The 22036-nt window shown below is 69.7% G+C and carries 25 protein-coding genes; 13 read left to right on the plus strand and 12 right to left on the minus strand.

Annotated features, from left to right (window positions below; all coding sequences use genetic code 11):
* Positions 1 to 112 precede the first annotated feature (112 nt).
* The 13 genes from Afe05nite_RS01265 (at position 113) to Afe05nite_RS01325 (ending at position 11609) form a co-directional block, all read left to right on the plus strand.
* On the plus strand, positions 113 to 403 hold the full coding sequence (locus tag Afe05nite_RS01265; RefSeq protein ID WP_239117462.1) for a flagellar FlbD family protein: 291 nt from the start codon (positions 113 to 115) through the stop codon (positions 401 to 403).
* On the plus strand, positions 403 to 1194 hold the full coding sequence (locus Afe05nite_RS01270; RefSeq protein WP_203815025.1) for a flagellar motor protein: 792 nt from the start codon (positions 403 to 405) through the stop codon (positions 1192 to 1194). The genes Afe05nite_RS01265 and Afe05nite_RS01270 overlap by 1 nt, the downstream gene beginning before the upstream one ends.
* A gap of 3 nt (positions 1195 to 1197) precedes the next feature.
* Positions 1198 to 2253, plus strand: a complete 1056-nt coding sequence (locus Afe05nite_RS01275) for a flagellar motor protein MotB (protein ID WP_203815026.1) — start codon at positions 1198 to 1200, stop codon at positions 2251 to 2253.
* 14 nt (positions 2254 to 2267) lie between these two features.
* Positions 2268 to 2726, plus strand: coding sequence for a flagellar basal body-associated FliL family protein (locus Afe05nite_RS01280; RefSeq protein WP_203815027.1), 459 nt, complete (start codon positions 2268 to 2270; stop codon positions 2724 to 2726).
* A 121-nt stretch (positions 2727 to 2847) separates the two neighbouring features.
* Complete coding sequence (locus tag Afe05nite_RS01285) at positions 2848 to 3792, plus strand: flagellar motor switch protein FliM (RefSeq protein ID WP_239117463.1); 945 nt, start codon at positions 2848 to 2850, stop codon at positions 3790 to 3792.
* Entirely contained in the window at positions 3792 to 4556 is a 765-nt protein-coding gene (gene fliN / locus Afe05nite_RS01290; RefSeq protein ID WP_203815028.1) for a flagellar motor switch protein FliN, read from the plus strand. The genes Afe05nite_RS01285 and fliN overlap by 1 nt, the downstream gene beginning before the upstream one ends.
* 5 nt (positions 4557 to 4561) lie before the next feature.
* Positions 4562 to 4951 carry a FliO/MopB family protein gene (locus tag Afe05nite_RS01295; protein WP_203815029.1) on the plus strand — a complete coding sequence of 130 codons (390 nt, stop codon included), beginning with the start codon at positions 4562 to 4564 and terminating at the stop codon, positions 4949 to 4951.
* A gap of 3 nt (positions 4952 to 4954) precedes the next feature.
* Entirely contained in the window at positions 4955 to 5794 is an 840-nt protein-coding gene (gene fliP, locus Afe05nite_RS01300; RefSeq protein ID WP_203815030.1) for a flagellar type III secretion system pore protein FliP, read from the plus strand.
* The gene (locus Afe05nite_RS01305; protein WP_203815031.1) at positions 5791 to 6555 is read left to right on the plus strand and encodes a flagellar biosynthetic protein FliR; all 765 of its coding nucleotides are present in this window, start codon (positions 5791 to 5793) and stop codon (positions 6553 to 6555) included. Before fliP ends, Afe05nite_RS01305 begins: the two co-directional genes overlap by 4 nt.
* Before the next feature lie 12 nt (positions 6556 to 6567).
* Positions 6568 to 7659, plus strand: coding sequence for an EscU/YscU/HrcU family type III secretion system export apparatus switch protein (locus Afe05nite_RS01310; protein WP_203815032.1), 1092 nt, complete (start codon positions 6568 to 6570; stop codon positions 7657 to 7659).
* A gap of 92 nt (positions 7660 to 7751) precedes the next feature.
* Complete coding sequence (gene flhA / locus Afe05nite_RS01315) at positions 7752 to 9806, plus strand: flagellar biosynthesis protein FlhA (RefSeq protein WP_203815033.1); 2055 nt, start codon at positions 7752 to 7754, stop codon at positions 9804 to 9806.
* A 22-nt stretch (positions 9807 to 9828) separates the two neighbouring features.
* Positions 9829 to 11370, plus strand: coding sequence for a hypothetical protein (locus tag Afe05nite_RS01320; protein WP_239117464.1), 1542 nt, complete (start codon positions 9829 to 9831; stop codon positions 11368 to 11370).
* Positions 11367 to 11609, plus strand: a complete 243-nt coding sequence (locus Afe05nite_RS01325; RefSeq protein WP_203815035.1) for a hypothetical protein — start codon at positions 11367 to 11369, stop codon at positions 11607 to 11609. The genes Afe05nite_RS01320 and Afe05nite_RS01325 overlap by 4 nt, the downstream gene beginning before the upstream one ends.
* Positions 11610 to 11660: 51 nt before the next feature.
* Here the strand turns inward: Afe05nite_RS01325 and Afe05nite_RS01330 are convergent, their stop codons facing one another.
* The 12 genes from Afe05nite_RS01330 to fliS form a co-directional block, all read right to left on the minus strand.
* Positions 11661 to 13748, minus strand: coding sequence for a flagellar hook-length control protein FliK (locus tag Afe05nite_RS01330; RefSeq protein WP_203815036.1), 2088 nt, complete (start codon positions 13746 to 13748; stop codon positions 11661 to 11663).
* A 21-nt stretch (positions 13749 to 13769) separates the two neighbouring features.
* Positions 13770 to 14774 (minus strand): transglycosylase SLT domain-containing protein, encoded by a 1005-nt coding sequence (locus Afe05nite_RS44445; RefSeq protein ID WP_203815037.1) that lies wholly within the window; start codon positions 14772 to 14774, stop codon positions 13770 to 13772.
* The gene (locus Afe05nite_RS01340) at positions 14771 to 15223 is read right to left on the minus strand and encodes a flagellar FliJ family protein (protein ID WP_239117465.1); all 453 of its coding nucleotides are present in this window, start codon (positions 15221 to 15223) and stop codon (positions 14771 to 14773) included. Before Afe05nite_RS01340 ends, Afe05nite_RS44445 begins: the two co-directional genes overlap by 4 nt.
* Before the next feature lie 100 nt (positions 15224 to 15323).
* The gene (locus Afe05nite_RS01345) at positions 15324 to 16631 is read right to left on the minus strand and encodes a FliI/YscN family ATPase (RefSeq protein WP_203815038.1); all 1308 of its coding nucleotides are present in this window, start codon (positions 16629 to 16631) and stop codon (positions 15324 to 15326) included.
* Between the two features lie 12 nt (positions 16632 to 16643).
* Positions 16644 to 17327, minus strand: coding sequence for a FliH/SctL family protein (locus Afe05nite_RS01350; protein WP_203815039.1), 684 nt, complete (start codon positions 17325 to 17327; stop codon positions 16644 to 16646).
* Entirely contained in the window at positions 17311 to 18336 is a 1026-nt protein-coding gene (fliG, locus tag Afe05nite_RS01355; protein ID WP_203815040.1) for a flagellar motor switch protein FliG, read from the minus strand. Before fliG ends, Afe05nite_RS01350 begins: the two co-directional genes overlap by 17 nt.
* Positions 18337 to 18423: 87 nt before the next feature.
* The gene (gene fliF, locus Afe05nite_RS01360) at positions 18424 to 20046 is read right to left on the minus strand and encodes a flagellar basal-body MS-ring/collar protein FliF (RefSeq protein WP_203815041.1); all 1623 of its coding nucleotides are present in this window, start codon (positions 20044 to 20046) and stop codon (positions 18424 to 18426) included.
* Between the two features lies 1 nt (position 20047).
* Positions 20048 to 20395 carry a flagellar hook-basal body complex protein FliE gene (gene fliE, locus Afe05nite_RS01365; protein ID WP_203815042.1) on the minus strand — a complete coding sequence of 116 codons (348 nt, stop codon included), beginning with the start codon at positions 20393 to 20395 and terminating at the stop codon, positions 20048 to 20050.
* Between the two features lie 5 nt (positions 20396 to 20400).
* Entirely contained in the window at positions 20401 to 20793 is a 393-nt protein-coding gene (locus Afe05nite_RS01370; RefSeq protein WP_203815043.1) for a flagellar basal body rod protein FlgC, read from the minus strand.
* A 3-nt stretch (positions 20794 to 20796) separates the two neighbouring features.
* The gene (locus Afe05nite_RS01375; protein WP_203815044.1) at positions 20797 to 21144 is read right to left on the minus strand and encodes a flagellar basal body rod protein FlgB; all 348 of its coding nucleotides are present in this window, start codon (positions 21142 to 21144) and stop codon (positions 20797 to 20799) included.
* A 184-nt stretch (positions 21145 to 21328) separates the two neighbouring features.
* The gene (locus Afe05nite_RS01380; protein WP_203815045.1) at positions 21329 to 21649 is read right to left on the minus strand and encodes a hypothetical protein; all 321 of its coding nucleotides are present in this window, start codon (positions 21647 to 21649) and stop codon (positions 21329 to 21331) included.
* A complete protein-coding gene (gene fliS / locus Afe05nite_RS01385; protein WP_203815046.1) occupies positions 21649 to 22032 on the minus strand; it encodes a flagellar export chaperone FliS in 384 nt (127 codons plus the stop codon). The genes Afe05nite_RS01380 and fliS overlap by 1 nt, the downstream gene beginning before the upstream one ends.
* Between the last annotated feature and the right edge of the window lie 4 nt (positions 22033 to 22036).

The raw sequence follows: 22036 nt of genomic DNA on the forward strand, positions 1-22036 counted from the left end.
CCGATATGCGACCGGTTGGTTCTCATCGGCAACCGTCAAGTCGCCGAAGTGACATGTGAAAGCGGGCCACGGACGGCCCACCAGCCAGGACCACACCACCACCCAAGGACGGATGCAAGTGATCCTCGTAACTCGCCTAAACGGTGCCGTGTTCGCCCTGAATCCGGACCTGATCGAGCGTGTGGAGTGCACGCCCGACACGGTCGTAACGCTGGTCGACGGCACCAAGTACATCGTTGCCGAGTCCGTGCCCGAGTTCATCGACTCGGTCCGTCACTACCGCGCCTCCCTGATCGCCCAGGCGAGCCGCCTTGAGTCAGAGCCCGCGCCAGTTGCCATGCCGTCCACGGACGACGAAGACCACGACGCCAAGGTGCTCCCGCTGCACCGGAAGGAACACTGATGGACATCTCAACCATCGTCGGTGTAGTTGTTGCACTGATCATCGTCTTCACGGTTCAGATCCTCGAAGGCGGTTCGCCCTCCTCGATCATCCTGATCCCGTCGATGCTGCTGGTGTTCGGCGGAGCGTTCATGGCCGGTATGGCCGGCGGTGTTCTGAAGGACGCGACCGGCGCCGGCAAGACCTTGCAGAAGGCGTTCCTGGCCAAGGTCACGCCGCCGACGCAGCTGGTCGACAACATCGTGAAGCTGGCCGAGCGGGCCCGCCGCGAAGGCCTGCTGGCCCTCGAGGACGCGGTCAAGACGGTCGAGCACCCGTTCCTCAAGCGCGGTCTGCAGCTGGCGATCGACGGCACCGACCCGGAGGAACTGCACGACATCCTGCACGCCGAGATCGCCGCCAAGAAGAAGGCCGACAAGGCCAGCGCCAAGCTCTTCGAGAACATGGGCGGTTACGCCCCCACGATCGGCATCATCGGCACGGTCATGGGCCTCGTGCACGTGCTCGAGAACCTGAACAAGCCGGAGACGCTCGGTCACTCGATCTCCGCCGCGTTCGTCGCGACCCTCTGGGGTGTGCTGAGCGCCAACGTCATCTGGCTGCCGGTCGCCGCTCGGCTGAACCGCCTCAGCGCGGTCGAGGCGGAGGAGATGGAACTGGTCGTCGACGGTGTACTCGCGATCCAGGCCGGCTCGAACCCGCGCCTCGTTGCCCAGAAGCTCCGCTCCCTGCTCCCGCCGGACGAGGCCAAGAAGGCCGAGGCGGCCGCGAACACCAAGAAGGCGGCATAACCGATGAGCTCAGGCGGCGGCAAGCGCAAGAAGGCCCACGAGGAACACGAGGAGCACGTCAACCACGAGCGCTGGCTTGTTTCGTACGCCGACATGCTCACCCTGCTGTTTGTTCTGTTCGTAGTGCTGTACTCCATGTCCGACGTCAACATGAAGAAGTTCGCTCAGCTGGCGTCCGGTCTGTCGCAGGGCTTCGGGGCGCAGAGCGCCGCGTTCTCCGGCTCCCAGTCGACGCTTGACGGCGCCGGCCAGAGCGCCGAGATCGTGCAGATCGACCCGGGTGCCAACCCGGGGGACGGCAAGACCGGCACCTCGAATATGACTGAGAAGGAGAAGGCGGCGGTCAAGGCGGCCGTGCAGGCCGAGGACCGGCTCAAGCAGTCGCAGAACGCTGAGGCGGCGGCCAAGGAGTCCGAGAACCTGAAGAAGGTCGAGAACAAGCTGTCCGACGCGCTTGCCAAGCAGGGCCTGCTCAACGCGGTCAAGTTCACCATCGACCGGCGCGGCCTGGTGGTCACCATCGTCACCAACGAGGTGGTCTTCGCCGGTAACCGGGCCGACCTGCAGGCCGGTGGCAAGAAGATCCTGAACGCGCTGGCTCCGACGCTGGCGAAGCTGCCCAACAACCTCGAGGTCGACGGCAACACCAACCAGCTCAAGGCGGTCACCACGTTCTACCCGAGCGGCTGGGAGCTCTCCGCGGCTCGCGCCTCGACCACGGTCCGCTATTTCGCCGGCCACGGCATCGCCAAGAACCGGATGAGCGCCGTCGGTTTCTCCGACACCAAGCCGCTCATCGACCCGAGCGACCCGCGCTCGATCACCATGAACCGCCGGGTGGACGTCGTCGTCCTCACCACCCTCCCGGCCGACCAGGCAGCGCTCCTGCCGGCCGCGTCCGGCTCGGACGCGAAGCTGCACTCCGGTCAGACCACGGCCCAGGCCGCGGCGATCGCCAAGGCAGTCGAGCAGGCTGACAGCTCCACCGGCACGACGGGCACGACGGGCACGACTGGTTCGACCGGCACGCCTGCTTCCAACACGACCACGCACGACTGACGGGGGGATCACCGATGGCTGACGAGACGAAGGACGGCGCTGCCGAGGCGCCGAAGAAGTCCAAGAAGATGCTCATGATCATCGTGATCGCCGTGGTCGTGCTGCTGGGCGGTGGCGGCGGAGCGTACTTCATGCTGAAGGGTGACAAGGCGGAGGCGGCCAAGACGCCCGAGAAGGGCGCGGTCACCGGGATCGACGACGCACTGACGATCAACCTGGCCGACAGTCACTACCTCAAGATCAAGTTTGCTCTGCAGCAGACGGCGGAGGCCGGCACCGAGGAAGTCGACACGAGCGAGGCCATCGAGCTGACGATCGACGCCTACACCGGCAAGACGGTCGCCGAGCTGAGCACCGAGAAGGGCCGCGAGGAGATCAAGAGCGAGCTGCTGGCGAAGATCGTGAAGGCGTACACCGAAGAGAAGAAAGAAATGGTCATGGGCATCTACTACACCCAGTTCGTGACCCAGTAAGTCGCTGAGCCGGCGTAACCGGACGGGCGGGATCACTTCGGTGATCCCGCCCATTTGCCGATCTGCGGATAAATACGGCCCTCGCGCTCAGCGGTTCCGGAAATGAGCCGATGGGGACGACGTGACCTCCGCAACACGATCCCCGGGCAAGATGTCGCGTCGCGGGCAGAGCGGAGGGCCGACGGCGTACGACTTCCGCCGGCCGGTCAAGCTCTCCCGGGACCACGTGCGCACGCTGCAGACCGCGTTCGAGACGTACGCGCGCAGCTGCGGCACCCTGCTGACCACCCGCCTGCGCGTGGTCAGCAGCGTCACGCTCGCCGCCATCGAGCAGCTCAACTACGACGAGTACGTCGCCTCCCTGAACAACCCCACAGTGATCGCGGTGGTGACCCTCGATCCGCTCGACGGTACGGCGTTGATGGAGCTGTCCTCCTCCGCCGCGATGACCGCCATCGACCACATGCTCGGCGGTCCCGGGGGCCCGCAGCCGGAGCGGCCGCTCACCGAGGTCGAGATGCCGCTGCTGCGTGGCCTGCTGGAGCGGATGCTGGGCGAGCTGCGGTACGGCTTCGAGACCCTGGTCGCCATGCAGCCGAAGCTCAAAGAGATCGAGTACAACGCCCAGTTCCTGCGTGCGCACGCCCCCGGCGACGCCTGCGTCGTCGCCACGTTCGATCTGAAGATCGGCGCCGAGGAGTGCCTCGCCAGTCTCTGCATGCCGTTCAACATGATCCTGCCGGTGCTGTCGCGCACCGAGACGGTCGTGCTCAGTGACAAGGAGCGGGCCAGCAAGGACCTGGCGCTGCGCAACCTGACCGCCGGCCTTTTCTCGGCTCCGATCGACGTCGCGGTCCGATTCCAGCCCATTCGGATGCGTACCGATGACATCGTGGATCTGCGACCCGGTGACGTCGTGCCGCTGACGCACGCGACCAGCCGCCCGCTCGAGGTGACCGTCAACGAGACCGTCTTCGCTCACGCAGTTCCCGGTAATCAGGGCGCCCGGCTTGCCTGTCTCGTGGTGCCGTCGCCCAAGGAGTCTCCCAAGGAGTCAGGCCGCTAATGACCGCGCCCACGATCACCGCACCCCAGCTGGCGCTCGCCCGGAGCGCCGCGGAAGCCGCTCTTGCCGTCCTGCCCACCAGCCGCGCTCTCACCGCCGCCGCGCCGGTGGCCGCGTCCGCCGACACCGTCATCGACGGCCAGGCGGTGACCGCCCGGTTCAGCGGCGCGGCGAACGGTGAGGTCGTCGTGGTGGTCGGCCAGGACCTCGCGGACGCGCTCAAGGAGAGTCCGCTCGGCGAGCTCGACCTGACCGCCGCGGTTCGGCCCGCTCTGGAGGCTGCCTCGCGGGTCTTCGGACCGGTCGTGGTCGACCCCGGCACGGTGATGGAGCCGGGCGTCGCGCTGAGCTCGATGGCCACCAAGGAAGACGCCGTGGTGGTCCCGCTGGTCGAGGGCGAGGAGGTCCGCGCGATCCTCGGGCTCGCGCTCAGCCCGTGGCCCACCGAGGAGCCGGGTCAGATGAACCTCGCGGCCACCCGGGCCCCGGCTCCGTCGTCCGCCATGGCCATGGCCCACGGCCTGGACATGCTCCACGACGTGGAGATGGAGGTCTCGGCCGAGCTCGGCCGCACCCGGATGAGCGTGCGCGAACTCCTCTCCCTCAACCCGGGCGCCATCGTCGAGCTGGACCGGGCCGCCGGCAGCCCGGCCGACCTGCTGGTCAACGGCCGGCTGATCGCCCGCGGCGAGGTCGTGGTGGTGGACGAGAACTTCGGCATCCGGATCACCGAGATCGTCGCGCCCGGCACCGAGCGGGAGTAACCGCCGTGTTCGAGCTCGCGCTGCGGATCGGCTTCTCGGTATTCATCGTGCTGGGCCTGATGTGGGCCCTGGCCCGGGTGTTACGCCGCCCGCTGAGCGCCCGCCGCGCGCACGGCTCGCTCGCCGTGCTGAACCATCAGCAGCTCACCCGCAACGCGGCGGTGACCGTGGTCAAGGTGGCCGACCGGGCGTTCGTCCTCGGTGTCACCGAGACCCAGGTCAGCCTGCTTGGCGAGGCCGAGGTGGCGGCCTTCGAGCGACACGAGCACGAGGAACACGTACACCTCGACCCGGACGAGTTGCCCGGCATGCACCCGGCCGGTGACGGCCGACCGACCCCGCGCACCTGGACTTCGACGCTTGACCTCATTCGCGACCGGACATCGAGGCGATAAGCCATGCGACGCGCGATCCTGCTGCTGTTCGTCACTTTCGGCCTGGCCCTGGTGCTGGCCCCCGGTGCGGCTCAGGCCGAGCCGAGACCGGTGCCCATGCCGATGGCCCCGGCGGTGGTGACCGTCGCGATGCCGGATCGGGTGCCCCAGGCGCCCACCCCGCCGTCGCCGCCGAGCATCAACCTCAACGTCAACGGCACCAATCCGGACGGCAGCCGGCCGGCTTCGTCACTGGTGATCATGCTGGGTCTGACCGTGCTGTCGGTGGCCCCGGCCGTACTGTTGCTCTGCACGTCCTTCACCAAGGTCTTCATGGTCCTCGGCATCACCCGCAACGCGCTCGGCCTGACCAGCATGCCGCCCAACCAGGTGCTCGCCGGGCTGGCCCTGTTCCTGAGCCTGTTCATCATGGGACCGACCGTCTCGGCCATGAACGAGCAGGGTGTGCAGCCCTATCTCAAGGGCGACAAGACCCAGACGCAGGCGTTCAAGGACGGCGTGAAGCCGTTGCGCGAGTTCATGTGGAAGACGACCCGTGAGGACGAGGTCGGCCTCATGCTCAAGCTGTCCGACTCCAAGCAGCCCCGCAACAAGGACGACGTCGAGCTGACCACGCTGATCCCCGCGTTCGTGCTGTCCGAGCTGCGGGCCGCGTTCATCATCGGCTTCGTCATCTTCATCCCGTTCCTGCTCATCGACATGGTGGTCTCGGCGTCACTGATGTCGCTGGGCATGATGATGCTGCCCCCGGTGACCATCTCCCTGCCCTTCAAGCTGCTGTTGTTCGTGATGGTCAACGGCTGGGGGCTGATTCTGACCGCCCTGGTGGCGTCGTACCGATGAACTGGAACGTCCCGATCGCGGACCTTCTGGCGATCATGCTGGGTTCCGCCCGGACCGGGGCCTTCCTGATGATCAGCCCGCCGTTCAACTCGCGGTTCATCCCGGGGAACGTCAAGGTGCTGCTGTCGATCGGGCTCACCCTGCCGCTCGCGCCGTACCTGCGGGGCACCATCCCGAGTCTGGAGACGGCCGACATCCTGGCCAGTGCCGCGCTGCAGGTCTTCGTGGGAGCCTCGCTCGGCTTCCTGGTGGCGATGCTGTTCGCCGCCCTGCAGGCGGCCGGTGACCTGCTCGACGTGTTCGGCGGGTTCACCCTGGCGATGGGTTACGACCCGCTGTCGATGAACCAGAGCTCGGTGTTCGGCCGGTTCTACAACCTGATCGCGGTCACCATCCTGTTCGCCACCGAGGGCCACCAGATGATCCTGCGCGGGTTCCTCCAGTCGTTCCGGACCATGCCGCTGAACCTGCACTTCGATCTGCCCACGCTCAGCCAGCTGCTGCTCAAGGGTCTCGGCGAGTTGTTCGTGGCGGCACTGCAGATCGCCGGCCCACTGGTGATCGTGCTGTTCCTCACCGACGTGGCGTTCGGCCTGCTCAACCGGGTCGCGCCGGCACTGAACGCGTTCCAGCTCGGGTTCCCGGCCAAGATCCTGGTGCTCCTGCTGCTCTCCGGGATGGCGATCACGCTGCTGCCTCCGGTCATCGAGTCGATCGTCGAGAAGGCGGTCACCGGCGTACTCAAATTGACCGGGGGTTGAGGGTGGTGAGCCATGTCCGGTGAGAAGACCGAACAGCCGACACCGCAGAAGCTCAAGAAGGCCAAGCGCGAGGGCCAGATCGGCCGCACCCAGGACATCGGGGCCTGGTTCGGCATGCTGGCCGCGAGCATCCTGCTGCCCCGCACCCTCAGCGCCGCGGTGCAGCACGCCGAGGAACTGTTCTCCCAGGTGCCCCAGGTGATCGACCGGCCCGAGCCGGCCATCGCGATGCGGATGCTCAAGGATGCCGGGTTCGGCATCGCCTGGGCGGTGCTGCCGCTGGCCGGCACGCTGATGCTGGTCGGCATCGCGTCGGCGGGCGCGCAGGGCGGCATCCGGGTCGCCACCAAGCTGTTCATCCCGAAGTTCAACCGGCTCAACCCGCTGCCCGGCATCAAGAAGATGTTCGGCCCGCAGGCCCTCTGGGAGGCGGTCAAGGCCCTGGTCAAGACGGCGGTGCTGGCCGCCGTGCTGTACACCACGACCAAGGACAAGATCCCGATCCTGATGACCGCCGGTCAGTTGCCGCTCGGCTCGCTGGTGTCGGTGGTCAAGGACTCCACCCTCGGCCTGATCCGGGCCGCCGCCGCGGCCGGCATCGTGATGGCCGCCGCCGACTATTTCGTGGTGCGCCGCCGCACCAACAAGCAGCTGCGGATGACCAAGGAAGAGGTCAAGCAGGAGAACAAGAACGCCGATGGCGACCCGCTGGTCAAGGCCCAGATCCGGGCCCGGCAGATGGCGATGTCCCGGAACCGGCAGATGGCCGACATCCCGATGGCCGACGTGGTGCTGGTGAACCCGACGCACGTGGCCGTGGCACTGCGCTACGAGCCGACCAAGGGCGCGCCTCGGGTGGTGGCCAAGGGCCAGGGCCCGATCGCCACCAAGATCCGGGAGATCGCCCTGGAAGCGCGGGTTCCGCTGGTCCAGGACGTGCCGCTGGCTCGGGCCATGCACCAGAACGTCGAGGTGGGGGCGGAGATCCCGGCCGAGTTCTTCGGTGCGGTGGCCAAGGTGCTCGCCTTCGTGATGAGCCTGAAGGCGCGGGGCTCGGCGGCAGGAATGCACCGCAACCCCAATTCTGCCTCATCAGCCGCATAACCGAGTTTTCAGGAGATTTCCTCACATGCGTCCCTCGAAAGAGGGAGACTCTGCGTGAGGGGTGAGGTACACCCTGTGCTCGGGAAGGTGCCGTGAAAAAGCGCAACATCAGTCGACTGGCCGTACCCGTCGGGGTCATCGGCATCATCATCATGATGGTCGTCCCGTTGCCGACGTTCCTCCTCGACCTCTTGATCGCGCTCAACATCACCGCCGCCCTGCTCATCCTGCTGACCAGCATGTTCGTCGAGAAACCGCTGGACTTCGCGGTCTTCCCGGCGCTGCTGCTGGTGGCCACGCTGTTCCGGCTGGCACTCAACATCAGCGCCACCCGGCTGGTGCTGCGCGACGGTGACGCGGGCAAGGTGATCCACGCGTTCGGCAGCTTCGTGGTCGGCGGCAATCTGGTGATCGGCCTGGTGATCTTCCTGATCCTGGTGATCGTCCAGATGGTCGTGGTGACCAAGGGTGCCGAGCGGGTCGCCGAGGTCGGCGCCCGGTTCACCCTCGACGCCATGCCCGGTAAGCAGATGGCCATCGACGCCGACCTCAACGCCGGTCTGATCGACGAGGACCAGGCCAAGAAGCGCCGCGCCGAGGTGGCCGCCGAGGCCGAGTTCTACGGCGCGATGGACGGTGGCTCCAAGTTCGTCAAGGGCGACGCCATCGCGGCCGTCATCATCACCCTGGTCAACCTGGTCGGTGGATTCGCCATCGGCCTGATCCAGCAGGGCATGTCGGCCGGCGACGCGATGAACCACTACAGCATGCTCAGCGTCGGCGACGGCCTGGTCTCCCAGGTGCCGGCCCTGCTGCTCTCGGTCGCCACCGGTCTGATCGTGACCCGCTCGGCCACCTCCGGCGACATGGGTTCCAGCGTCACCGCCCAGCTCGGCCAGAACAAGCTCGCGCTGCGCATCGCCGGTGGTGCCGCGCTCGCCCTCTGCGTCATCCCCGGTCTGCCCAAGGTCCCGTTCCTGATCATCGGGGTGGCGGTGCTGGCGATCGCCCAGCGGGTCAAGGAACCGGAACCGGAGGCCGACGCCGCCGCGGCCGCGGCCGCCGCCGAGGCCGTCGACATGCCGGCCCCCGACTCGCCCGAGCAACTGCTCGGCGAGATGCGGGTCGACCCGCTCGAACTCGCCCTCTCACCCGACCTCGTCGACCTCGTCGACACGAGCAGCGGCGACCTGCTCGACCGGGTTCGCGCCCTGCGCCGCAAGATGGCCATGGAACTGGGCGTGATCATGCCGCCCGTACGCACCCGGGACGACCTGGACCTGCCGCTGTCCTCGTACGCGATCCGGATCTCCGGGGTCGACGCGGGAACCGGCGAGGCCCCACCCGGCACCGTGCTGGCGATCGGGGACGGCCTGCACGGGCTGCCCGGCCGCGCCGGTGTCGAACCGGTCTTCGGCCTGCCCGGCAAATGGGTGCCGGCCGAACTGCACTATCAGGCCGAGCTCTCCGGAGCCACGGTCGTGGACCGGGCCAGCGTGATCATCACGCACCTGGCCGAGGTCGTCCGCAGCAACGCGAGCCGATTGCTCGGCCGCGAAGACGTCCGGGCGCTTACCGAGATGGTGAAGCGTTCGCACCCGGTCGTCGTGGAGGAACTGACCCCGGCTGTGCTCAGCCTCGGTCAGATCCAAAAAGTGCTGCAGGCCATGCTGGACGAGGGCGTGCCCATCCGCGACCTGGTCCGAATCTTCGAGGCGCTCTCCCTGAGAGCGAAGGTCTCCGTCGACCAGGACAGCCTGGTGGAGTCGGCGCGCGCCGCACTCGGCCCGGCCATCGCCGCCCAGTACGTCGCGGGCGGACGGCTCACGGTGATCACCCTCGATCCGATGCTCGAGCAACAACTGCTCGAATCGTTGCGGCCCAGCGAGACGGGAGCCTTCATGGCGATCGACGGATTGCGCGCCGAGGCGATCGTCACGGAGGCCGCCCGCCTGGCCGAGACCGCCGAGCAACAGGGCTTGACGCCCGTGCTCGCCTGCTCGCCACAGCTGCGGCTCCCACTGATGCGACTGCTCCGCGCCGGCTCCCGCCGGGTGCAGGTGCTGTCGTACGGCGAAATCTCTGGTTCCACAGCACAGATCGAGACGATAGGGGTGGTGAACGGTGCCTACGCGGGTGCTGCTTGAGGGACCGGCCATCGAGCCATTGTTGGCTCAGGTACGTGATGAGTACGGCTCCGGTGTCCGGATCATCTCAGCCGACAAGGTCCGCAGTGGCGGAGTCGGGGGCTTCTTCGCGAAGCAGCATTACGAGCTTTCCGTGGAGGTGCCGGACCCGAACGAGGACAGGACTGACATGGCGAAACGGACAACGACCGGGGAGACCGGCCACACGCTGGAACGACTTCTGGAACGGGCCGAATCGCAGGATCGGCTCGACGAACCGGCCCGCCCGGCGGCCCGGAACGTGACACCTGCCGCTTTCGGTCAGGTGCGGCCCGGGGAGACGACGTTCTCCCGGCCGCCCCGCCCGGCCGCGGTGCCACGGCCGGCCGAGGACGACAACTTCGGCGCCGACGAGGGACGGGGTGCCGCGCACAGCGACACCAATGCGGCCTTCGCCGAGCTGATGGCGGGTCTGAGCCAGACCGGGCACGCGCCCCAGCCGGACGAGGAACGTCACCCTCCCCGGCCGAAGGCGACGTCACCGCTGCGGGGCGAGGACACGCCGACGGTGCGCCCGTTCCGGCCCGCCGCGACCACCGAGGCCGCGGTGAACCACCCGCCGAAGCCGACCATGCCGGTCGCGTCGGCTCCGCCCGCGCCGGTTCCCGAGCCGGTGCACGTCGCCCAGCACGCGGCGCCGACCGTCACTCAGCCGAGCCTGGCCGAGCGCATCGGGGGTCTCGGGGCGAGTGAGGTCGAGATCGACGAGACGCCCATCGAGGCGATCGAGGAGCCGGTGACCCCGGCCCCCTCGGTGGCCGAGGCGTTCGGGCTGAAGCCGATCGCGCCGAGCACGCCGGTCGCACCGGTCGCCCCGGTGGCCGACAGCGACCCGGTCATCCGCAACCTCATGTCGGTCGGCATGCCGGCGGAGATGGCCAACCAGATCACCGGTGCGGACACGTACGCGGGGGTGCTCAGCGTGCTGGCCGCGCGGCCCTCGGCGCCGGGCATCCCGGACGGTCCGGGCGAGATCCTGGTGCTGGCGGGGGACATCAACCTCGGCGTACCGATCGCGCGGCACCTGCTCGACCAGATCGGCGTGCCGGAGAACCACCTGCTGCTGGCCGCCCCGTCGGTCGCCGGCACCGGGCTGCACTCGTCCCGGCTGATCCCGAACCGGGATGCCGCCGAGTCGCGTGTGGACAAGCTGCACAACGCCGAGCAGGCCTGGGTCGTCGTGCTGGACTCGCCGGTCGGGGGCACCGACCCGCTGTGGGTCAACGAGATGTGCGACGCGATCGGCGCCACCGCGGTCTGGGCGATCGTCGACGCCACCCGCAAGACCGCCGACACGGCTCGCCACCTGCGTACGCTCGGCGAGGTCGAGGCGCTCGTGGTGCACGGCGTGGAGCTCACCCAGGACCCGGCCTCGGTTCTCGGCCTGGACCTGCCGATCTACTCGCTTGACGGTAAGCCGGCCACCCCGCACGCCTGGGCTGCCATGCTCTGCGCGCGGATCGCCACCGAGGTGATGCCGGTAGCGGCGCCGCCTCGCCGGGCCGTACGCCCGGTGCGGCAGTGATCCGTCCGTCGGTCCTGCTGTTCGCGTTGGTGATCAGCGCCCCGGCACTGTACCGGTACGTGCTCGACCAGCTGGACCTCACCGACGTGTTCATCCGGTTCATCATCGCGGTGCCGATCGCGGCACTGTTGTTGGCCGCGTTGCGATTCGTCACGGCGGGGTACGGGCGCAACGGCGACGGAGGGGAAGCCACCGCTGTCACGCCCACCCCGACCGAGAGGCACGAAAGACCGGCCTGAGGAAACGACGAAGCCGGTGGACACGGTTGGTGTCCACCGGCTTCGCTGGGTCTACGCCTGGATGTCGATCCGGCTGTTGCCGGGCGCGCGACGCGGCACGGTGGCCGGCTCGGTAGCCGGGGTGTTCGGTCCGTTCGACCCGCCGTCCCGCTGTCCGCCTCCCGGCCGGCCCGGTGCCGAGAACTGCTGCCGCGCCTGCTCCTGCTGGGCGTTGCCCTGCCGCAGGTCCAGGTTGCAGTTGCCGAAGCCGGCGTCCTCGAGCTCCCGGCGCAGATCGCCGAGCGCGTTACGCAGCGCGTCGGTCCCCGCATCGGTGGTTCCGGTCAGTTGCAGGTTGATGTCGCCGTTGCGGATCTCGGCCACCACCTGCACCGGTCCGAGGTCGGCCGGATGCAGGTTGACGGTCAGCCGGTGGATGCCGTCGGCCTCCAGCCGCAGCGGCGTGATCCGCATCGCCATCTGGGCGGCGGCGGGGTGCAGCGGGGCCTGCGGCGCGGTCGGTGGCGCGGCCGGGGCGGTGGGCGCGGCCGGCGTGGTGGCCTGCGGTCCGGTCACCCCAGCAAGACCGGCCTGCCCGAGTACGCCCGGAGCAGTCGTCCCGTCCGGTGCGATCCCCGGGGTGGTCGCCACGGCCGGCGGCATGCCGGTGGTGGCCTCGGGAGTGGCCCGGTCGGGTTGCGCGCCGACGGGAGCCGGCGGCCCGGTGGGGGCGTCCGGAGCGGCTTGCGGTGCTTGGCTAGGACCCTGGGCCGGCGTGGTCGGAGCGGGCGCCGGGGCGGCCGGCTGGATGGTCGCGGCCGGACCCGGAGCCGGGGTGGTCGCCGGGGCCGGCTGGGCCGGAGCGGGCGTCGTCGTGCTCGGCTGGGTCGGTGCCGCGGTGGTCGCCGGCGCGCCGGTCGGGCCGCCGAGTTGGGCGTCGGGTTGGGCGCCCGGCCGGGCCGCGAGTTGGCCCACGGCTTGCGCCTCCGATCCGGTCCGTCCGGCTTGGCCGAGCTCCGCGGCCAGGGCCTGGCCGGCTGGGCCGGTTCCGGCGCCGGTCACCGGCTTGCCGGAGGCGTCCCGGAGGTCGCCGGCCGGCAGGTTCGCGACCTCGGCCGAGGTCGCGGCGGTGGTCTGCGGACCGGTGGCCGGCTTGGCGGCCGGGGTGGCCGGGCGGCCGTCGGGCGAGACGCCGCCGACCCCGGAGACAGTGCCGGTCGTGCCCGCCGCTTGTCCCGGCGCCGGTGTCTGGGCCTGCACCTGGGCCTGCACCTGGGCCTGGGCCGATTGCGCGGCAGTCGCCGCGAGCGGGCCGGCCGTGGCGGGCGTGGGCAGGGGCTGAGTTTCCCCGGTCTTGGCGTCTGCGGGCGGGGCCGTCGCCGGGTCCGTCTTCGTCGCGTCCCCGGCCTGGTCGGCGTCGGCGGTCTTGGCCTCATCGGTCTTCGGGTCGCTCTTGGCCTGCGTCACCTCGGGCCGGTCGCGATCCATGTCGCTCCGGTCGGTCCGGGCGCGGTCGTCGGCGGCGCGGCGGCTGTCCGGCCGGTCCGCTGCCGACCGGTCGCCGGCCGCTCGATCGGCGGCCGTCCGGTCCATGTCGGCCCGGCTCGCATCCGCTCGGTCCGCGGCCGTCCGGCTCGCGCCGGCCCGGTTCGTGTCGGCCCGGTTCGCGTCGGCCCGGTCGGCGTCCGCGCGGCGGGTGGCGGCGTCGGCGGCGCGGGCGGCGGCGGCCCGGTTGACGGCCTCCCGCGACTGGGCGCCGCGGTTGGCGACGGCCCGGTCCCCGGCCCGCTCGTCGGCGGCCCGACTCGCGGCGCGGTCATCGGCCGCACGACCGGCGGCCCGATCGGTGGTAGCCCGGTCGGTGGCGGCCCGGTCGGTGGCGGCCCGGTTGGCGGCCACCCGGTCCAGCGAGGCCCGGGCCGCGGCGGTCCGGTCGGCGTCGGCGCGAGCCGCTCGTGCGATGCCGGCCCGCTCGGCCGTCTCCGGGGCGGTGGCCCGTCGCGCCGAGCTGGCGTCGTCCTCGTCGCGATCCGGCCGGTCCAGCGCCGCCGTCAGCGCCGAACCGAACTCGTCGCCGCCGTCCCGCTTACCGCTGGTCCGGCGTCCGTGATCGATGATGTTCGGGCGATCCGCTCCGGTGACGGAACTCGGCGTCTTCATGCGGCTCTCCTTGGAAGATGATCAGCCGCCGAGGGCGGCGAGGGCCTTCTGAACCTTCGGCACGTACGCCTGGGTCTCGGCGAACGGCGGGATGCCGCCGTACTTCTTGACCGCGCCGCCGCCCGCGTTGTAGGCGGCCAGCGCCAACGGAAGCGACTTGAACTCCCGCAGGTTGTGGGCCAGCAGTTTGGCCCCGCCGAAGATGGCCTGCTCGGGGTCGAACGCGTTGTCGACGCCCAGGCCCTTCGCGGTCGACGGCATCAGCTGCATCAGACCGCGGGCGCCCACCTTGCTGACCGCCTGCGGGTTGTAGCCCGACTCGACCTTGGCCACCGCGGCCAGCAGCTTCGGCGAGATGCCGTACTTGGTGCCGGCCTTGACGAACAGATCGCCGTACGGGACACCGGCCAGTGCCCCCGAGCCGGACAGCGCCGCCGGGCGGACCGAGGCCAGGTTCTGGGCGGCCACGGCGGCGGTGTCGGTCACTACCCGGCGGATGTGGGTCGGGGTCTCGTACACCTTCTGGATCTTGACGTGATCGCCGGGCTTCGGAGCCGCGATCATCTGGTTGTTGCCGAGATAGATGCCGACGTGATCCACCGGCGAATCGAACGCGAGGATGTCACCCGGCTTGGCCTCGGCCATGCTCGCCACCGGCTGGCCGGCCTTCGCCTGCTGCCACGAGTTGCGGGGGAGCTGAATGCCCATGTCGCCGTAGGCGCGCTGGACCAGGCCGGAACAATCGAGGCCCTTGGCCGGGTCGGTACTTCCGAAGACGTACGGCGTACCCAGGTATTTCTTCGCCGCCGCCACCACATCGCCGCCCGACGTGCCGCCACCCGCCGTGGGCACCAGCGGCGAATCGGTCGCCCCGGCCAGCATCGAGGCGAACGTCTTGTCGCCCTTCGCCCCCGCCGAGCCGTTCACCACAGTGTTGTTCGGGTCGACGCTCATCGGGTTCAGACCCAGCTGACTCTGAAGCTCCTGGATCCGGGAAAGAACCCCGGAGACCCCCATCATCGTCATGCCGGGCCCCGGGCGGCATTACGGGCCTTCGCGGTAGTGGAGAGCTCGTCCAGCGACGCCTGATCGACCCGCAGGTCGTGGGTGCGGACGAGCTCGGCATGCCGCTCCGCCATCATCTCGACGGCCCGGCGGCGCTTGGCGGTATCGGCCAGCACGGCCAACCGCTCGCGCTCGACCTCCTCGGCATCGGTCACCATGCGCTGCGCGTCGAACAGCGTCGCCGCCAGCGACTGCCGAGCCACCAGCGAGGCGACCATGGCGCGGGCGGTGCCCTCGGTGGGCGCGTCGGCCCCCACCAGCTGAAGTGAACGGCGCTTGACAAGCGCCTGAGCGTCACGAACCTCGGCCCGCGAGGCGTTGACGGCGCCGCGGGCAGCGTCCTCCTGAGCCTTGCGGGCACGAAGAACAGGCTGAAGTCGAAAGAAGCGATTCAAGGTCCAGGCCTCCAAGCGACGGTCCGGGTCAGGACTCCACACAGTTGGGTTCGGCCTGGGTGGCAAAACTCTGAGTGCTGCACCCGACCTGCAACGGAGGCTGTGGGTGCGCCGTTCAGGCGGCGGTGACCAGGGCGTGGAGCATGGCCCAGGCGTCCGCCGGGTCGGTTTTCTCGTCCATGTCCTGGCGCAGGAAGGCGGTGATGTGGGACCAGAGCGCGTTGGCCCGGTCGGCTTCGGGGTTGGTGCCGGGGACGTAGGCGCCGATCTCGACCAGCTCGCGTACCTCTCGGTGGGCGGCCATCAGGCGGCGCAGCTCGGTGGCGTCGGCTCGCTGCTCCCGGGTGGTGATCTTGTTGGCCACCCGGGAGATCGAGTCGAGGGCCTGGATCGCCGGGAAGTGGCCGGCCGTGGCCAGTTTGCGGTCCAGCACCACGTGGCCGTCGAGGATCGAGCGGGCCGCGTCGGCGATCGGCTCGTTGTGGTCGTCGCCCTCGACGAGCACCGTGTAGAGGCCGGTGATGCTGCCGTGGGCGCCCGGACCGGCCCGCTCCAGCAACGACGCCAGCATCGCGAAGACGGACGGGGGATAGCCGCGGGTCGCCGGCGGTTCGCCGACCGACAAACCCACCTCACGCTGGGCCATGGCGGCGCGGGTCACGCTGTCCATCAGCAGGAGTACGTCCTTGCCCTCGTCCCGGTAGTACTCGGCGATGCGGGTCGCCACCGAACCGGCACGCAGGCGCACCAGCGGGGCCGCGTCGGAGGTGGCGATCACCAGCACCGAGCGCGCCAGTCCTTCGGGGCCGAGGTCGTGCTCGATGAACTCGCGCACCTCGCGGCCGCGCTCGCCGACCAGTGCCACCACGTTGATCTCGGCCGAGGTGCCTCTGGTGATCATGCTCAGCAGGCTCGACTTCCCGACGCCGGAACCGGCGAAGATGCCGATGCGCTGGCCGCGGCCGCAGGGCACGAGCGTGTCCAGGACGCGTACGCCCAACGCCATCGGCTTGTCGACCAGCTGGCGCTCCATCGCCGACGGCGGTGCGCTCTCGATGCCGACCAGGTCGCCGCGCAGCGGTGGCCCGCCGTCCATCGGGCGGCCCAGCCCGTCCAGGATCCGGCCGCGCAGGTCGGGGCCGACCGCCACCCGCAGCGGGCCGCCGGTGTTGAGCACCGGCGTGCCCGAGCCGATGCCGGCCAGCGGGCCCAGCGGCAGGCAGGAGAGATGCTGACCGTCGAGCGCGGCCACCTCGGCGAAGATCGCGTCGTCGCCCTCGCCCATCTGCACCAGGTCACCGACCCGGGCGGCCAGCCCGCTCACCGTGACCCGCAGGCCGACCGCCCCGGTCACCCGGCCGCGGGTGAGCGGCTTGGCGGCGGCCAGCGCGGCGGTCATCCGATTCCGCAGAAGGTCGGTCATGGAAGCCTCCCGTCAAGAGATGCGAAGCGCCTCCCGGGCGCGGGTGACCGCGGCCCCGATGGTGGCGTCCACCGACGCCATCCCGGTGTCGGCGACCGCGTCGCCGGGCCGGAGCGCCGGGTCGGAGCGCAGGGTGATCCGGCGCCCCTCGTGGTCGTAGTCGGCCGGGCCGTCGCCGACAAGCGTCTGGTAGTCGTCCGGGCAGAGGCTGACGATCAGCGCACCGGCCTCGGGCGCGGCCGCCATGGCCCGGCGCAGCGCGTCGGCGCCGCGTCGCTGCGGGTCGTCCAGGGTGCGTCCGACGATCGCCTCGGCCAGCTCGAAGGCGTGCGCGAGCACCACCTCCTGCAGCTCGGTGAAGGTCGGCATGAGCTGGTTCTCCATGGTGGTGACCGCCCGGCCGAGCGCGTTCACGGCCTGCGCCAGGGCGGCGGTGCGGCGCTGCTCGTGCGCCTGCTCGGCGGCCCGATGGCGGGCGGCCGACTCCTCCGCGGCGGCGGCCGAGTCGCGCTGGCCCTGGGCCCAGCCCTCGGCGTACCCGGCGACCCGGGCCTCCTCGCGCATCTTCGCCGACACCGCGCCGGAGCCCGAGCCGGGCTTGTCGTTGCGCAGGTCGACGGCGAACCGGGCGGTCTCGGCGGTCTCCGCCACGGTGCCCCGCAGGAACGGGTGGCGGGACTCAGGCGATGAGCTCATCGGCCTCGCCGCCACGCTGGACCTCGATCTGGCCGGAGTCCTCGAGCGAACGGATCACCGAGACGATCTTCGCCTGGGCCTCCTCGACCATCTTGACCTTGACCGGGCCGAGCAGGTCGATCTCCTCGATCAGGTTCTCCCGGCCCCGCTCGGACAGGTTCTTGGTGACCTTGTCGCGCACCGTGTCCGGCACCCCCTTGAGGGCGGTGGCCAGGTCGGCCGGCTCGACCTGCCGCAGCACCAGCTGAATGGCGCGGTCCTCGAGGTTGATGATGTCCTCGAACATGAACATCCGGCGCCGGATCTCCTCGGCCAGCTCGGGGCTGCGGGCGTCCAGGGCTTCCAGGATGAGGCGTTCGGTGGTGCGGTCGGCCCGGTTGATGATCTCCACGAGCGGGGCCAGGCCGCCGATCGAGGAGAGCTCGTCCGGCTGGAGCACGGACGAGAGCTTGCGCTGCAGGGCCGCCTCGACCTGGCGGATGATCTCGGGGGAGGTGCGGTCCATGACCGCGATCCGGTGCGCGACCTCGGTCTGCACCTCCAGCGAGAGGCCGGCCAGGATCGACGAGGCGAGCGCGGCCGGGATGTGCGCCAGGATCAGCGCGATCGTCTGCGGATGCTCGTACTGCACGTAGGAGAGCAACTGGCGGGGGTCGGCGTGGCTGAGGAAGTTGAACGGGATGTCGTTCATCGAGGCTTCGAGACGGTCCAGGATCAGGGCCGCGCGCTCCTTGCCGAGCGACGCCTCGAGCAGCTCACGGGCGTACTCCATGCCACCGGAGCCGGCGTAGCGCGTGGTCGCCATGGCGTAGAACTCGTCCATGACGTCGTCGACCTGGTGCGGGTCGAGCTTGCCCAGCCGAGCGATCTCGGCCGAGACCATCTCGACCTCTTTCTCCGACATGCTGGCCATGATCTGCGCGGACTGTTCCTTGCCGAACTGGACCAGCATGATCGCGGCCTTGCGCACGCCCGTCATCGACAGCGTCGTTAGCTGCGGTGTGCTCAACGCGTACTCTCCTCAGCCCGTCGGCGAATCCCTCAAGCGAAACCAAGCGGAGAAGGGCGGCCGGCGCGAGCCGGGCCGCCCGGTCCGTCAGTGCGTCGCGTCGGCGGCGAGCCAGCCGCGCAACAGCACCGCCATCTCCTCAGGCTGATCCTTGACCATCTGCTCGATCTCGCGCACGCGTTCGTCGCGAGCTTCCCCGTCCGAGTAGCTCTCCGGGGCGGCTTCGAGCATCTGCGCGGGGATCGCCTGGTTCAGCTCGGCGAGGCGCTGCTGCTCGAGCGCGGCCTGCATGTCCTCGAGGTGCTTGCGCTCCTCCGGGGTCAACGCCTTGCGCTTCTTGGCGCGGCGGGTCGCCCGCCAGGCCAGGAAGAGCAGGGCCAGGACGATCGCGGCGAGGGCACCCGTCTTGATCAGCGAGGTCTGCTTGGCGGCCTGCTCGGCCGCGGAGGCCGCGCTGAGGGCCTGCTGGGCCTGCTGGGCGGCGCTGGTGTCGAACGGCATGGCGCTGACCGCGATGGTGTCGCCGCGGGTGGCGTCGATGCCGGCGGCCGCGCTGACCAGCTGTTGCACCTGAGCCGGGTCGACGGTGCCGGCAACGGTGCTGTCGAGCAGGACGGCGACGTTGAGCCGCTTGATGCTGCCGGGCGCGTTCTTGCGAACCTCGTTGGTCTCGTTGATCGCGTTGTTGCGCACGGTGTTGCTGTTCTCGTACTGGCCGGGGCCGCCGGAACTGCTCCCGGCGGCGCAACCGGGGCCGGAGACGTTGTCCGGGCCGAGGACACCGCCGGCACAGTTCCCGGAGCCGTTGTACGCCTCTCGGTTGTTGCTCTCCGACAGCGCCGGCAGCGACGGATCGGCGTTGTACGACTTGCTGGACGTCTGCGTGGTGTCGAAGTCCAGCTCGGCGGTCGTGGTGACGACCGCGTGCCCCGGACCGACCACGCTGTCGAGCATCTTCTGGAGCGAGCTGTTCATCCGGTTCTGGAAGGCGACGGTCTGGCCCTCGTTACCGCTGTCCCCGCCGGTACCGACGGCCGCACCGCCGCCGGTCGAGAGGATCTTGCCGTCCGCACCCGCCACGGTCACCTCGGTCGGGTCCAGGCCCTCGACGCTGGAGGCGACCAGGTGCACGATGGCCTGCACCTGCTGGCTGCTCAGCGGCTGGGTCTGGCTCGAGGCGACGAGGACGGACGCGGTCGGCTGGTCCTGCGAGTCGGCGAAGACGTCCTTCTGCGGGATGACGAGGTGCACGGTGGCCGCCTCGACACCGTCGATCGACTTGATCGTGTTGGAGAGCTCGCCTTCCAGAGCCCGCTGGTAGTTCGTGTGCTGCATGAAGTCGCTGGTGGTGATGCCCTGCTGGTCGAGCAGTGAGTAGCCGGTGCCGGCGTCGCCGGGCAGGCCCTCGGAGCTCAGCGACAGGCGCAGGTTGTTCACCTGGTCCTGCGGCACCAGCACGGTCTGCCCGTCGTTGGCGAGCTCGTACTTGGTGCCGGCTTTCTGCAGCGACTCGACAATCGCGCTCGCGTCCTTGGTCGACAGATTGTTGAACAGGATCGAGTAGGTCGGCTTCGACGCCCAGGTGGCGAAGAAATACGCGCCGACGGCAAGAGCGATCACCGCCGCGATCGTGACGGCCTTCTGTCCGGGCGTGAAAGACCGGAAGGTGTCCGTGACGCGGCGAACCGGAGCGGGAAGGCGGTCCGTCATCTCAGGCCTGCATCCTCATGATTTCCTGGAAGGCTTCCACGGCCTTGTTGCGCACGGCCAGCGTCAGCTGAAGGCCGAGCTGGGCCTCGGTGGCCGCCATCGTGTATTGCGCCGGGTCCTGCAGTTTCCCCTCGGCCGCCTGAACCGCGAGGTCGCTGGCCTTGGTCTGGGCGCCCTGCACGCTTTCCAGGCCCTTCGACAGCATGCTCGTGAAGCTCTCGCTGGGCCCGTTGACCGCGTCGTTGGCGTTCGTGGCCGGGCTGGACCCGCCCAGACCGGCGACGCTGGAGACGGCGTCCAGGCCGCCGATGGACGAAAGTCCGCTGATGGCACTGATCGGAGAGGTCATCTAACTCACTTCCCCAGGTTGATCGCTGCGGCGTAGGAGTCCTTGGCGCGGTCGACGACCGCGAGGTTTGCCTGGTAGGCCCGCTGGGCCATCATCATCTGGGCCATCTGGCTGCCCAGGTCGATGTCGGGCCGGCGGACGTAACCCTTGTTGTCGGCGAGCGGGTTGTCCGGGTCGTAGGTCACGATGCCCTGGGCGCTGCCGAAGGCAACCCCGCCGACCTGGGCGCCGTTGCCGTCTGCCGCCTCCTGGGCGACGACGTAACGGGCCTGGAAGGCTTTCTCGGACGTACGGGTGACGGTGTCCATGTTGGCGATGTTGTCGGACACGGCGTCGAGCCACTTGCGGTAGACGGTGACGCCGGTGCCGGCCACTCCGATGGCGTTGAACGTGCTCATCTATCAGGCCCCCTTGATCGCGTCGCGCAGCATCGAGTACTTGGTGTCCAGAGCCCGCAGCGTCAGCTGGTAGCGCATCGTGGTGTCGATGTGCGACAACGTCTCCTCGTCGAGGTTGACGTTGCTGCCGTTGAGCCGCGTCGGCTCCAGCGAGGACTTCGTGCTCGGGGCGACGCTCGACGGCGAATCCCCCCGCTTGATCGCGCCCGCGAGAGCGTCCTCGAATTCCACCTTACGGGCCCGGTAGCCGGGGGTTTCGATGTTCGCGATGTTGTTCGCGATGGCCGACTGACGGGCGGCGAGACCGGCGGCGGCGACGCGCAGCGAAGACGATGAGATGTCGTCGAACACAGCAGCTCCTTGGAGGATGAGTCCAGGTGCCGATCCGTGGCTTTCCGGGGAGCATTCCGTTGCTCGTATCATGCAGTTCGGCCTGACCGGCGATCCGCTGAGCGCGTAATGGTTGCTGCGAGGTTGCACACACGAAGACGTCCCGGAACCCACTTCGGGCTCCGGGACGTCCGGGTTGTCGGGATTACATCGCGCGGTCGACGTAGACCGGGCGTTTGATCGCCTCGCCGGTCTCGATCCGGGCCGTGACCGCGGTCTGCCGCCGGTTGGCGGTCAGCCGGCGGGCGATCTCCTCGGCCGCTTTGAGCTGGCGGGTGAGAATCTCGTCGGCCCGCGGTTTGAGCTCGAGCGGCAGGGCGCCGAGCTCGGTGGGCGGTTTCCAGAGGCTGGCCGGCGGAGTTTCGGCGTACCGGTGCTCGTCGGCCAGCATCGACTCGATGTGGGCGACGTCGAGCTCGAGCTCGTCCAGGGCTCCGGTCCAGGCACCGTGCCAGTCGCTGGTCATCAGCCGGCGACGGCCGCGGCGGCCGCCTCCCGCCAGGTGTCGCGCAGCGGCTCCACGAGCTTGCGGACGGCGGCCACCCGCTCGTGGTCGCGGGCGATGTTGCCGCCGATCAGCTCGGTGAGCATCCAGGCGTAGAGGTTGGCCAGGCCGGGCGCCCCCGACCAGGCGTCGACGTCCAGGCTGGTGCGCAGCTCGATGACGATCTCCTGGGCGTGCGTGATCTTGTCGTGCGCCTCTTCGCGCTCGCCGTTCTGCAGCGCCTGCTCGGCCTGCATCAGATCGAGCACGAGGCGGTCGTACAGCATCAGCAGGAGCTTGGCGGGTGACGCCGTGTTGATGGAGTCCTGCAGGTATCGGTCACGAAGATGCGGGGCGGCGGTCATCGGG

Source organism: Paractinoplanes ferrugineus (assembly GCF_016862195.1).
Classification (GTDB): Bacteria; Actinomycetota; Actinomycetes; order Mycobacteriales; family Micromonosporaceae; genus Actinoplanes; species Actinoplanes ferrugineus.

What these genes read in the sequence shown, in the direction of transcription:
- Afe05nite_RS01330 (WP_203815036.1), bottom strand. Translation starts at nt 13,748, where the DNA reads ATGAAGACGCCGAGTTCCGTCACCGGAGCGGATCGCCCGAACATCATC.
- Afe05nite_RS44445 (WP_203815037.1), bottom strand. Translation starts at nt 14,774, where the DNA reads ATGACGATGATGGGGGTCTCCGGGGTTCTTTCCCGGATCCAGGAGCTT.
- Afe05nite_RS01345 (WP_203815038.1), bottom strand. Translation starts at nt 16,631, where the DNA reads ATGACCGACCTTCTGCGGAATCGGATGACCGCCGCGCTGGCCGCCGCC.
- Afe05nite_RS01305 (WP_203815031.1), top strand. Translation starts at nt 5,791, where the DNA reads ATGAACTGGAACGTCCCGATCGCGGACCTTCTGGCGATCATGCTGGGT.
- Afe05nite_RS01280 (WP_203815027.1), top strand. Translation starts at nt 2,268, where the DNA reads ATGGCTGACGAGACGAAGGACGGCGCTGCCGAGGCGCCGAAGAAGTCC.
- Afe05nite_RS01350 (WP_203815039.1), bottom strand. Translation starts at nt 17,327, where the DNA reads ATGAGCTCATCGCCTGAGTCCCGCCACCCGTTCCTGCGGGGCACCGTG.
- fliS (WP_203815046.1), bottom strand. Translation starts at nt 22,032, where the DNA reads ATGACCGCCGCCCCGCATCTTCGTGACCGATACCTGCAGGACTCCATC.
- Afe05nite_RS01310 (WP_203815032.1), top strand. Translation starts at nt 6,568, where the DNA reads ATGTCCGGTGAGAAGACCGAACAGCCGACACCGCAGAAGCTCAAGAAG.
- fliN (WP_203815028.1), top strand. Translation starts at nt 3,792, where the DNA reads ATGACCGCGCCCACGATCACCGCACCCCAGCTGGCGCTCGCCCGGAGC.
- fliE (WP_203815042.1), bottom strand. Translation starts at nt 20,395, where the DNA reads ATGACCTCTCCGATCAGTGCCATCAGCGGACTTTCGTCCATCGGCGGC.
- Afe05nite_RS01370 (WP_203815043.1), bottom strand. Translation starts at nt 20,793, where the DNA reads ATGAGCACGTTCAACGCCATCGGAGTGGCCGGCACCGGCGTCACCGTC.
- Afe05nite_RS01275 (WP_203815026.1), top strand. Translation starts at nt 1,198, where the DNA reads ATGAGCTCAGGCGGCGGCAAGCGCAAGAAGGCCCACGAGGAACACGAG.
- Afe05nite_RS01270 (WP_203815025.1), top strand. Translation starts at nt 403, where the DNA reads ATGGACATCTCAACCATCGTCGGTGTAGTTGTTGCACTGATCATCGTC.
- Afe05nite_RS01265 (WP_239117462.1), top strand. Translation starts at nt 113, where the DNA reads ATGCAAGTGATCCTCGTAACTCGCCTAAACGGTGCCGTGTTCGCCCTG.
- Afe05nite_RS01380 (WP_203815045.1), bottom strand. Translation starts at nt 21,649, where the DNA reads ATGACCAGCGACTGGCACGGTGCCTGGACCGGAGCCCTGGACGAGCTC.
- fliP (WP_203815030.1), top strand. Translation starts at nt 4,955, where the DNA reads ATGCGACGCGCGATCCTGCTGCTGTTCGTCACTTTCGGCCTGGCCCTG.
- fliF (WP_203815041.1), bottom strand. Translation starts at nt 20,046, where the DNA reads ATGACGGACCGCCTTCCCGCTCCGGTTCGCCGCGTCACGGACACCTTC.